The 11,497-nt window shown below is 67.1% G+C and carries 9 protein-coding genes; 6 read left to right on the top strand and 3 right to left on the bottom strand.

What is annotated here, in order from left to right; genetic code table 11:
• Positions 1–68 precede the first annotated feature (68 nt).
• Complete coding sequence (locus tag M2428_RS15455) at positions 69–1,427, bottom strand: cation:dicarboxylase symporter family transporter (RefSeq protein ID WP_277526845.1); 1,359 nt, start codon at positions 1,425–1,427, stop codon at positions 69–71.
• A 138-nt stretch (positions 1,428–1,565) separates the two neighbouring features.
• Here M2428_RS15455 and M2428_RS15450 point away from each other — a divergent pair, with 138 nt between their 5' ends.
• Both M2428_RS15450 and M2428_RS15445 read left to right on the top strand, forming a co-directional pair.
• Positions 1,566–3,272: a sensor histidine kinase gene (locus tag M2428_RS15450; RefSeq protein WP_277526844.1), complete on the top strand. Its 1,707-nt coding sequence runs from the start codon at positions 1,566–1,568 to the stop codon at positions 3,270–3,272.
• Complete coding sequence (locus M2428_RS15445; protein WP_277526843.1) at positions 3,269–3,988, top strand: response regulator; 720 nt, start codon at positions 3,269–3,271, stop codon at positions 3,986–3,988. Before M2428_RS15450 ends, M2428_RS15445 begins: the two co-directional genes overlap by 4 nt.
• Before the next feature lie 112 nt (positions 3,989–4,100).
• Here M2428_RS15445 and M2428_RS15440 read toward each other — a convergent pair whose 3' ends face one another.
• Complete coding sequence (locus tag M2428_RS15440; protein WP_277526842.1) at positions 4,101–6,023, bottom strand: AMP-binding protein; 1,923 nt, start codon at positions 6,021–6,023, stop codon at positions 4,101–4,103.
• 189 nt (positions 6,024–6,212) lie between these two features.
• Here M2428_RS15440 and M2428_RS15435 point away from each other — a divergent pair, with 189 nt between their 5' ends.
• The 4 genes from M2428_RS15435 to M2428_RS15420 all read left to right on the top strand — a co-directional run bounded on the left by M2428_RS15435 (position 6,213) and on the right by M2428_RS15420 (position 10,489).
• Positions 6,213–6,872, top strand: coding sequence for a GntR family transcriptional regulator (locus M2428_RS15435; RefSeq protein WP_277526841.1), 660 nt, complete (start codon positions 6,213–6,215; stop codon positions 6,870–6,872).
• Positions 6,865–8,385, top strand: coding sequence for an MmgE/PrpD family protein (locus M2428_RS15430; protein ID WP_277526840.1), 1,521 nt, complete (start codon positions 6,865–6,867; stop codon positions 8,383–8,385). The genes M2428_RS15435 and M2428_RS15430 overlap by 8 nt, the downstream gene beginning before the upstream one ends.
• A complete protein-coding gene (prpB, locus tag M2428_RS15425; RefSeq protein WP_277526839.1) occupies positions 8,385–9,287 on the top strand; it encodes a methylisocitrate lyase in 903 nt (300 codons plus the stop codon). Before M2428_RS15430 ends, prpB begins: the two co-directional genes overlap by 1 nt.
• Before the next feature lie 62 nt (positions 9,288–9,349).
• Positions 9,350–10,489, top strand: a complete 1,140-nt coding sequence (locus tag M2428_RS15420; protein WP_277526838.1) for a bifunctional 2-methylcitrate synthase/citrate synthase — start codon at positions 9,350–9,352, stop codon at positions 10,487–10,489.
• A gap of 100 nt (positions 10,490–10,589) precedes the next feature.
• On the opposite strand, the gene M2428_RS15415 is transcribed toward M2428_RS15420, so the two are convergent.
• The gene (locus M2428_RS15415; RefSeq protein WP_277526837.1) at positions 10,590–11,477 is read right to left on the bottom strand and encodes a hypothetical protein; all 888 of its coding nucleotides are present in this window, start codon (positions 11,475–11,477) and stop codon (positions 10,590–10,592) included.
• Between the last annotated feature and the right edge of the window lie 20 nt (positions 11,478–11,497).

The raw sequence follows: 11,497 nt of genomic DNA, 5'->3' as shown, positions 1-11,497 counted from the left end.
TTCGGGTGTCATCTGGCGGGGGTGAGTCCGGTCCGGCTAGGGCCGGAGCTCGGGCTCGGGTGTGGGGTTCAGGCGTGCGCCAGGACCGGCTGCGCCGGTTCTTCGACGGCGTCCTGCACACCGGTGTGGCCGGCGAGCATGGTCTCTTCGTCGAACGGCTCGGCACCGGCGAGGACACGGTCCACGCGTCCGCCGTCGATCTCCTTGACCCAGGTGCCGATCAGCACCGTGGCGACGGCGTTGCCGGTGAAGTTGGTCAGGGCGCGAGCCTCGGACATGAACCGGTCGATGCCGACGATCATGCCCACGCCGCCCAGCAGCTGAGGTGCATGCGCCTGGAGTCCGGCGGCCAGCGTGGCCAGGCCGGCGCCGGTAACGCCGGCGGCACCCTTGGAGGCGATGATCATGAAGACCAGCAGGGAAACCTGGGCGCCAAGGTCCAGCGGCGTGCCCATGGCGTTGGCGACGAAGAGCGCGGCCATGGTCAGGTAGATGGCGGTGCCGTCCAGGTTGAAGGAGTAGCCGGTGGGGACCGTGACGCCGACGACCGGCTTGGACACGCCGAGGTGTTCCATCTTCGCGATCAGGCGGGGCAGCGCGGCTTCGGAGGAAGACGTGGAGAAGATCAGCAGGTATTCGCGGCCGAGGTACTTCATAAGCTTGAAGATGCTGACGCCGGCGACCACCTTGAGCAGGCCGCCGAGGATCACGACGATGAACAGGGCGCAGGTGATATAGAAGGCGCCCATCAGGGTCGCCATGCTGATGATGGCCTGGAAGCCGGTGGCACCGACGACGGCGGCGATCGCACCGAAGGCTCCGACGGGGGCCAGCCACATGATCATGATGAGGATGCGGAACACCAGGGCCTGTCCGTAGCCCACGGCCTTGAGGATCGGGGCCCCCTGCGGGCCCATCTTCTGAAGGGCGAAGCCGACCAGGATCGCGGCGAGGAGAGTCGGCAGCACGGGAATGTCGCCCGGGATGATGCCAAGCAGGAAGTCAACGGTGCTGTCGACCGCCGCCTTCTTGTTCGGATCGTAGGGCGCGAGCTTGAGGCCCTCGCCCGGGTGGATCAGGTTGCCCACCACGAGACCGATCGCCAGGGCGAAGGTGGACATGACGACGAAGTAGCCGAGCGCCAGGCCGCCGACCTTGCCGACCGTGGCGGCCTTGGCGATGGAGCCGATGCCCAGCACGATCGTGCAGAAGATCACGGGCGCGATCATCATCTTGATGAGTTTAATGAATCCGTCGCCCAGCGGTTTGAGGGACTTGCCGACCTCGGGGAACATCAGGCCGATAACGGCACCTGCAATCACGGCGACGATGACTGCCATGTAGAGGTAGTGGGACTTGTCCAGTCCCTTGCGTTTCTTGGCCGGCGTTGCGGCTGGTGCTGCCAACTCTCCTCGTTGAGAGGCCATGGTGTTCTCCTTGGATAGGCTGGACTTGGTGCGGTCCAGTCTGTGGTCCGCTCACGTCCGTTCTTGTGTGTATCCCCATCATTGATGACGGGGTGACGCGCATCACTATTGCGTTCATATTGGTCATGGAAGGTGTTGATGATCCAGCGCTGGAGCATCGCCCGCAGGCTGTTTGTGGCCCAACTGCTGTTCGTGGTGGCCCTGACGGCCATCGTCGGCACGGCCACCTTCGTCGACACCCGCGATCACGCCTACGAGGAGGGCGGCCGCCGGATGGCCGGCATCGCCACGACGGTGGCCGACGCTCCCTTCGTCCTGCAGGCGGCGAGCGCCGCCGATCCCACGGCCCTGCTCCAGCCGTATGCCCTGAAGATCATCAAGGATGCCGACGCGGATTTCGTCACGATCATGGCCCCGGACCGCACGCGGTGGACCCATCCACGGGATGAGGAACTGGGCAAACCGTATATCGGTTCCATCGACGCGGCCCTCAACGGCCAGGTATTCACGGAGGTCACGGCAGGAACCCTCGGCCCCTCGGTGCGCACCATCGCCCCGGTCAAGGATGCCGCCGGCAAGGTCCGGGCGCTTGTGGCCGCGGGCGTCACGGTCCGGACGGTGGACGTGGCCGTCTCGAGCAGGCTGCCGGCGCTGCTGGCCATCGCCCTGGCGCTGCTGGCCGGCGGCGCGGCGGCATCCTGGCTCCTGGGCCGGTACCTGCGCCGGGTGACCCGCGGCTGGGGACCGGAGCAGCTGGGCCAGCTCTTCGCGTACTACGAATCGGTACTTCACTCGGTGCGTGAGGGCGTGATCCTCATCGACCCCAAGGGCAAAGTGGTGATGTATAACGACCAGGCCGCAGAACTGCTGGGTCTGCCGAAGCAGGACTCCGACGCCGTTACCGGCGCGGAAGCTGCCGGCGCCGCTGGCAGCGGGCGCCAGACGGCGCCCTCCCTCGCGGAGTTACCGCTGGCACCCAGCCTCAAAGAACTCTTCGGATCGGGGCGGACCGCGCTCGATGAGATCCACCTGACCGGTTCCCGGATCCTCGTGGTCAACCAGGGCCCGGCGGTGGGACCCGAATCTGCCGGAGCGCGTCAGCGGGGAGCGGCTTCCGGCGCTCCCGTCCACGGCACTCCTGTCTACGGCACTGTGGCCACCATCCGTGACCGCACCGAAATCGAATCACTGGGCAGCGAACTGGAAACCATGCACACCCTCTCCGACGCGCTGCGGGCCCAGACCCATGAACATGCCAACCGGCTCCACACGATCGTCTCGCTCATGGAACTGGGGCGTACCCACGAGGCGCTGGACTTCGCCACGAAGGATCTGGAACTCAGCCAGAGTCTGACGGATGACATTGTGAGCTCCATCGAGGAGCCGGTGCTCGGCGCCCTGATCATGGGCAAGGCCGCCGAGGCGCACGAGCGCGGCGTCGAACTGACCCTCAGCGCCGGCGGCTCCACGGCCGCGACCGGACTGGCCGTGCAGGACCTCGTGGCCATCCTTGGAAACCTGTTGGACAACGCCATCGACGCCGCGGCCGAGGCGCCGGCGCCCCGGCTCGTGGAGCTGTCCGTCGAGACCACCGGAGCCGCCCTCGAGATCACGGTGGAGGACAGCGGCCCCGGAATCGACCCTTCGGCGGTGGAGGACATCTTCCGTCACGGCTTCAGCACCAAGACAGCGGGTCCGTTCGGCCGGGGCCTTGGCCTGGCCCTGGTCCGCCAGGCCGTGCAGCGACTGGGCGGTACCATGACAATCACCAGCCCGGCCGGAGCACTGTTCCGCGTCACCCTGCCGTTCACAACACTGCCGGTCACAACAGAGGAACAGCCATGAGCGACATCCGGGTGCTTGTCGTCGAAGACGAGCCCATCGCTGCCGCGGCGCACGCCGCCTACATTGAAAGGCTGGATGGTTTCACCCTGGCGGGTTCCGCGCCGGACGGGCAGTCCGCCCTGCGGCTGCTCACGGACTTCGCGGCAGCGGGCAACCCGGTGGAGCTGGTACTGCTGGACATGAACCTCCCGGACCTGCACGGGCTGGACATCGCACGCCGGATGCGGGCGGCCGGACTCTTCGCGGACATCATCGCGATCACCGCCGTGCGGGAACTGAATATCGTCCGCAGTGCGGTGGCCACCGGCGTGGTCCAGTACCTGATCAAGCCGTTCACCTACGCAACGTTTGCGGACAAACTCGCCAGCTACCGTCAGTTCCGCGAGCAGCTGGCATCGCCCCTAACTGGAGTGGCCGGGGCCCGTGCGTCCCAAAGCGATGTGGACCAGGCCTTCGCCAGCCTCCGCGCCCCCTCCGAAGTGTCGCTGCCCAAGGGCCTGGCCGTGTCCACGCTGGAATCCGTCCAGGACTACATCAAAGCGCAGGACGGGGCGGTCTCGGCCAGCGAGGTCATGGAGGCGCTCGGCATGTCCCGGGTCACCGCCCGGCGCTACCTCGAATACCTCGCCGACGCCGGAACGGTCTCCCGCGCAGCACGCTACGGCGCCCCCGGCCGGCCGGAGAACGAATACCGCTGGAACCGGCCGCGGCCGTAGTCGGCGCCGCCGCGGTTCCTGTCATCGAAACGACACTTGACGGCAATGATTCCCGGAAACACTGCCGCCAAGTGTCATCTCGACGAGGGGCTGGGGCGACTTTGGCTGCCGGTCACTCCGGATTTTCGGGACGCAGGGTTTCGAGCAGCCGGTCGATCACGCCGGCGTCCTCGATTGTGGACGGCACCACGTAGGTCTCGCCGTCGGCGATCTGGCGCATGGTCTTGCGCAGGATCTTTCCGGACCGGGTCTTGGGCAGCGCCTCCACCACGGTGACGTGCTTGAAGTCCGCCACGGCCCCGATGTCGCGCCGGACCAGGGCAATCAGGTCCTTAGCCAGAACGTCCTCCGCAACGTCCACCCCGGACTTGAGGACCACGTAGCCGCTGGGACGCTGGCCCTTGAGGGAATCGGCGAGGCCGATCACCGCGCATTCGGCGACCGCCGGGTGCTGGCCGATCACTTGTTCCATGGCGCCGGTAGAGAGCCGGTGTCCGGCGACGTTGATGATGTCGTCGGTGCGGCCCATGACAAAGACATAGCCGTCCCCGTCCCGGTAGCCGGAGTCGCCCGTGGCGTAGTAGCCCTCGAACGCCTGCAGGTAGGAGGAAATGTAGCGTTCGTCGTTGCGCCAAAGCGTGGTCAGGGTGCCGGGCGGCAGGGGCAGGCCCAGGACGATGTTGCCTTCCGTGCCGGCCTCGACGTCCCCGCCCGCGCCGTCGACGATGTTGAGCCGGAAGCCGGGCATCGGGACGCTCGGCGAGCCGGCCTTGATCGGCAGCCCGTGAAGGCCGCGGGGGTTGGCGCAGATGGCCCAGCCCGTCTCCGTCTGCCACCAGTGATCGACCACCGGAACGCTGAGGACCCGGGAGGCCCAGTGGAAGGTGTCGGTGTCCAGCCGCTCGCCGGCCGCGAACAGGGTCCGCAGGCTGGAAATGTCGTACTTGTCCAGGAGCTGGCCCTCGGGGTCGGCTTTCCGGATGGCGCGCAGCGCCGTGGGCGCGGTGAACAGCACGTTGACCTTGTGGTCCTGGATGACCCGCCAGAACGCGCCGGCGTCGGGCGTCCCCACCGGCTTGCCTTCGTACAGCACCGTGGTGGCGCCGGCCAGCAGCGGCCCGTACACAATGTAGGAGTGGCCCACCACCCAGCCGACGTCCGAGGCGGTCCACATGACGTCCCCGGGGCCGACGTCGTAGATGTTTTCCATGGTCCACTTCAGGGCCACGGCATGGCCGCCGTTGTCCCGCACCACGCCCTTCGGAGCCCCGGTGGTGCCGGAGGTGTAGAGGATGTACAGCGGATCCGTGGCCGTGACATCCACCGGCGCCGCCGGCTCTGCGGAGGCCATCTCGGCGTCCCAGTCGAGCCATCCGGGCTGTTCGGCCGTCATGGACGCCGCCATGGAGGCCACAGTGGAGGCGAAGCCTTCCCTGGCCTTGACCAGCACTGGGGTGTCCGGGGCCCCGGCGATGCCCAGGGCCTCGGCGACGGCGGGCAGGTATTCAATCCGGCGCGATGGCTCGATTCCGCCGGACGCCGTCACCACCGCGGCGGGGGCGGCGTCGCGGATCCGGGCGGCGAGCTCCTTGGGGGCGAACCCGCCAAAGACCACCGAGTGCACGGCGCCGAGCCGTGCGGTGGCCAGCATCGCGATCACGGCCTCGGGGATCATCGGCATGTAAATCACCACCCGGTCGCCCTTACCAACACCGCTGCGGCGCAGGACCCCGGCGAACCGGGCCACGAGGTCCGTCAGTTCCGCATACGTGTAGCTCTGCTGCGTGCCCAACATCGCGGAGTCGTAGACCAGGGCGTCCTGCGCACCCCTGCCCTGGGCGATGTGCCGGTCTAGGGCGTTATAGGACGTGTTCAGGACACCGTCCGGAAACCAGTCGTAGAGCGGTGCACGGCCGGAATCGAGGGCCTGACGCGGTGGCGTCTGCCAGGAGATCCCGTCCGCGGCCTCCAGCCAGAACTCTGCGGGATGATCCAGGCTCCGGTCGTAGGCGGCCTGGTAGCTCTTGGTGACCATGACGTACATCCTGTCCACGACGTTGTGATGCAGCCCATCGTAAACCGGGGCGAGGCGGCGTTACAAGGGGTTCTGTATACACAGCTCATCCTTTTCAGCACCGTTGACCCAAATTGCTGGGCAAATCAGCCGTGCGTGTATACACTGTTGATGTTCCACCGTTACAGAGCCACCACCGAAGGAGGCAGGATGCGCGCCAGCGACAAGGCCTATGCGGCCCTGCGCGACGACATCATCGAATGGCGCCTCCTGCCCGGAACCGTGCTCGCGGAAGTCGAACAGTCGGAGCGCCTCGGCATCTCCCGCACCCCGCTGCGGGAGGCCCTAAGCCGGCTCACGGCCGAGGGCCTGACGACGACGGCGGGCGGCCGCGGCGTCGTCGTGACTGACATTTCCCTGGACGACATCGACGAACTGTTCGAACTGCGCGAAACCCTCGAAGGCAGGGCCGCCGCCCTGGCCGCCGAGCGCGGAGACCCCGCCACGTTCGAACAGCTCCGGCGCGAGCTGCTCCAGGCACCCGAGTTGATCGGCGGGCGGAATCCGGCCCTGCACGACTACTACGCGCTGGTCGGACGGCTGGACACGGCCATTGACGCCGCAATCTCCAACGCCTACCTCGTCCAGGCCATGCGCAGCCTCCGCGTCCACCTCGTGCGGGTTCGGCGCCTGGCCGCGGACGACGCCGCACGGCTCACCGCCGCCGCCGCCGAGCACGCCGCCATCGCCGAGGCGATCGCCGCCGGCAACCCGCGGCTGGCCGAGGCCGCCACCACGCTTCACCTGCACCGCAGTCTTTCGCACGTCAAAGCCACCCATACACCTCAGCAAAGGGAGCACCATGGTTAAGGAACACCACGTCCGCGTTTACAAGAGCGAGGAAAACCTGGGCCGCGAGGACCAGCTCGCCTACAAGATCGCCAAGGTGGCCGCGGATCCCGTGGATGTCACCGATGAGGTCACCGACATGGTGATCAACCGCATCATCGACAACGCCTCGGTGGCGATCGCGTCGCTGAACCGTGCCCCGATCGTCGCTGCCCGGGCCCAGGCCCTCACCCACGGCCCCAGCACCGGCGGCCAGGGCTCCAAGGTCTTCGGCATCGAGGAACGCGTCTCCCCCGAATGGGCCGCCTGGGCCAACGGCGTCGCGGTCCGCGAACTCGACTACCACGACACCTTCCTGGCCGCGGACTACTCGCACCCGGGCGACAACATCCCTCCGATCCTGGCCGTCGGCCAGCACGTCGGTTCCAGCGGCCAGGACCTGATCCGCGGCATCGCCACCGGCTACGAGATCCAGGTCAACCTGGTCAAGGCCATCTGCCTGCACAAGCACAAGATCGACCACGTGGCGCACCTCGGCCCCTCCGCCGCCGCCGGCATCGGCACCCTGCTGGGACTCGACGTCGAGACCATCTTCCAGTCCGTCGGCCAGGCCCTGCACACCACCACCGCCACCCGGCAGTCCCGCAAGGGCGAAATCTCCACCTGGAAAGCCCACGCCCCCGCATTCGCCGGCAAGATGGCCGTCGAATCCGCGGACCGTGCGATGCGCGGCCAGACCTCCCCGGTGCCGATCTACGAAGGCGAAGACGGCGTGATCGCCTGGATGCTGGACGGTCCGGACGCCTCCTACACCGTGCCGCTGCCCGAAGCCGGCGAGGCCAAGCGGGCCATCATGGACACGTACACCAAGGAACACTCGGCCGAATACCAGGCCCAGGCGTGGATCGACCTCGCCCGCAAGCTCAATGGCGAACACCCCGAGGTCACGGACCCGGCCAACGTCGATTCCGTGCTGATCAAGACCAGCCACCACACGCACTACGTGATCGGATCCGGCGCCAACGACCCGCAGAAGTACGATCCCACGGCTAGCCGCGAGACGCTGGACCACTCGATCCCGTACATTTTCACCGTCGCCCTGCAGGACGGCAGCTGGCACCACGTGGACTCCTACGCCCCGGAACGCGCCGCCCGCCCCGACACCGTGGAACTCTGGCACAAGGTCAGCACGGTCGAGGACCCGGAATGGACCCGGCGCTACCACTCCCTGGACATTGCCGAGAAGGCCTTCGGCGGCACTGTGGAGATCACGCTCAAGGACGGCACCGTGATCACCGATGACATTGCGGTGGCCGATGCCCACCCGCTGGGCGCCCGCCCGTTCGCGCGGGAGCAGTACGTCAACAAGTTCCGCACCCTTGCCGCCGGCCTTGTGGCCGACGAGGAGATCGAGCGCTTCCTCGCCGCTGCTGCCCGGCTCCCCGAGCTCGCCGCCGGCGAGCTGGACCAGCTGAACATCCAGGCGGCCGACGGCGTGATCGACCTCGCCGCGGCCCCGAAGGGACTCTTCTAATGTTGTATTCGAAGGTCACGCCGGAGCAGAAGCGGATACATTTCCGCGAACTCCTCGCCTCCGGCTCCATCGCCCAGTTCCCCGGCGCGTTCAACCCGCTATCGGCGCGGCTGATCGAGGAGAAGGGCTTCGCCGGGGTGTACATTTCCGGTGCCGTCCTCGCCAACGATCTCGGCCTGCCGGACATCGGTCTGACCACCCTCACCGAGGTGGCCACCCGCGCCGGGCAGATCGCCCGGATGACCGACCTGCCGGCAATCGTCGACGCCGATACCGGCTTCGGCGAGCCCATGAACGTGGCCCGTTCGGTCCAAGAGCTCGAGAACGCCGGCCTGGCCGGCTGCCACATCGAGGACCAGTTCAACCCCAAGCGCTGTGGCCACCTCGACGGCAAGAACGTGGTGGACCTGGACACCGCCACCAAGCGGATCCGGGCCGCAGCCGACGCCCGGCGCGACCCGAACTTCCTGATCATGGCCCGGACCGACATCCGCGCCACAGACGGCCTGCAGGCCACGCAGGAGCGCGCCCGGGCGCTGGTCGAGGCCGGTGCGGACGCGATCTTCCCCGAGGCGATGAAGGACCTGAGCGAGTTCCAGGCCATCCGCGACGCCGTCGACGTGCCGATCCTGGCCAACATGACCGAATTCGGCCAAAGTGCCCTGTTCACCGTGGAGGAGCTGGCCGGCGTCGGCGTCAATATGGTGATTTATCCGGTGACGCTGCTCCGTAGTGCCATGGGCGCTGCGGAGCGTACTCTGGAATCGATTAAGGCCGACGGAACCCAAGAGGCACAGGTTGGAAGCATGCTGACCCGTGCGCGTTTGTACGATCTCGTTGATTACGAGGCTTACAACCGTTTCGATACCGGAGTTTTTAATTTCCAGATCCCCGGTAAGTAAGCCCCGCATAGAACCTCCGGCACGTGCCGGTATACAAGCGTTAGGAACAAAGGAGTTTCAGCATGGCTGAACAGGACATCAAAAAGGGCCTCGCCGGCGTCGTGGTGGACTACACCGCGGTTTCCAAGGTCAACTCGGACACCAACTCTCTGCTGTACCGCGGCTACCCCGTGCAGGAACTGGCTGCCAGGTGCAGCTTCGAGGAAGTCGCTTACCTACTCTGGAACGGCGAGCTGCCCACCGCGGAGCAGCTGGCGGAGTTCACCGCCCGGGAACGCGCCGGGCGCGCCCTGGATCCGGTTGTCAAACAGGTGATCGACGCGCTGCCCACCACCGCGCACCCCATGGATGTCTGCCGGACTGCCACCTCGGTCATGGGGGCCCGCCACCCCTTGGCGGAGGATTCCTCGCGCGAAGCCAACCTGGCCAAGGCCGTTGACCTGTTCGCCGCGATGCCGGCCGTCGTGGCCTACGACCAGCGCCGCCGCCACGGCCAGGATGTGGTGGAGCCCCGCGAGGATCTGGGTTACGACGCCAACTTCCTCTGGATGACCTTCGGCGAGGAGGCCGTCCCCGAGGTGGTAGACGCGTTCAACGTCTCCATGATTTTGTACGCCGAGCACTCCTTCAATGCCTCCACCTTCACGGCCCGGGTGATCACCTCCACGCTCTCGGACCTGCACTCGGCCGTGACCGGCGCCATCGGCGCCCTCAAAGGCGCGCTGCACGGCGGTGCCAACGAGGCCGTCATGCACACCTTTGACGAGATCGGCATCAGGCCCGAGGAGTCCCTGGAGGACGCTCACGTCCGGGCCAAGGCCTGGATGGAAAACGCCCTGGCCAACAAGAAGAAGGTCATGGGCTTCGGCCACCGCGTCTACAAGCACGGCGACTCCCGCGTCCCCACCATGAAGTCGGCGTTGGACAAGATGATCGCGCATTACGGCCGGCCCGAGCTGCTGGGCCTTTACAACGGGCTCGAGACGGCGATGGACGAGGCGAAGGGGATCAAACCGAACCTCGATTATCCGACCGGACCCACCTACCACCTCATGGGCTTCGACACCGCCACCTTCACTCCCCTGTTCGTCGCCAGCCGCATCACCGGCTGGACGGCGCACATCATGGAGCAGCTAGATTCGAACTCCCTGATCCGTCCGTTGAGCGAGTACAACGGCGTCGACGAACGGCACCTGGCGTAGTAGGTCCTCCTGCGTAACGCACGTCGGCGGGCAGAAAGCGCGGGCCGGCCACCTTTGGAAGGTGGCCGGCCCGCGCTTCTTGCTGCCTGGGCGTAGCCTGCTAGCCCTCGGTGATCTTCAACGAGGTAATCATGCGCTTCGCATTCAGGTACTCCGGGGTCTGCATATAGGCCCGGGCTGCGTCCAACGAGGGGAACGTCTTGGCTCCCTTGTGCATGGGATCGTCCTCCGAGCCCCCCGCCCGGACCTGGAAAGCGTCGGCGAAGGAGAACAGCGGCGACTCGGGCGGGCCGGTGACTACGTTGTAGAACATGCAGGTGGTGCCGTTCTGCCCGGCCGGAGTATCGGTTAGGCCGAAGGACGCCGTGACGCGGTCCGGTTCCTGGAGTGCCCGGAAGGCAAACCTCGGCGTGACAGAGCCCTTGGCGGGCTGGTGCGGAAGATCCACTTCGGCCGAATCAAGCACCGTGTAGGGAACGGCGCCCTGGCACGCGCCGCCGATCCCACCGGACGGGCCGAAGTGCAGGGACGCCACCACCACAGCGGCCTCGTTCGCAACGTCAACATCAACCCCACCGGAACCCCCGGAGACATCGGAGACACGCCACGAGGCCGGGTAGTCGAAACTGACCTTCGAATCGGCGCTGGTGAAGGTCAGCCAGGTCCCGGCGGACGGTGCCGGGGTTGCCGGAGCGGCCGATGCCGGCGGCGAGGGCGACACGGGCGCCGACGTCGAAACGATCGGCGACGGCGTCGCCGTGAGGGCAGCGGACGCTGTCGGCGCCATCACTGCGGCCGTCGAGGCTGCCGCGGGAGCCCGGTCAACAGACCCCATGTTTCCGGCCACGGCAACGCCGCCGGCGACGGCCGCCACCGCGAGGGCAACGACGGCGGCCGCCCACGGCCAGCGCCGGCGTGCCCCGGTGTCATTGGACGGCTCGTCATCCCAAGGATCCCCGCCCGGAAGGTCGTGATTGTTTGAGTCCATGCCTTGCCCCCAAAATGGCT

It is taken from the genome of Arthrobacter sp. ES3-54, assembly GCF_029504395.1.
Lineage (GTDB): Bacteria > Actinomycetota > Actinomycetes > Actinomycetales > Micrococcaceae > Arthrobacter.
The sequence above is the reverse complement of the archived record's forward strand: the minus strand, read 5'-3'. Positions and strand labels throughout refer to the sequence as shown.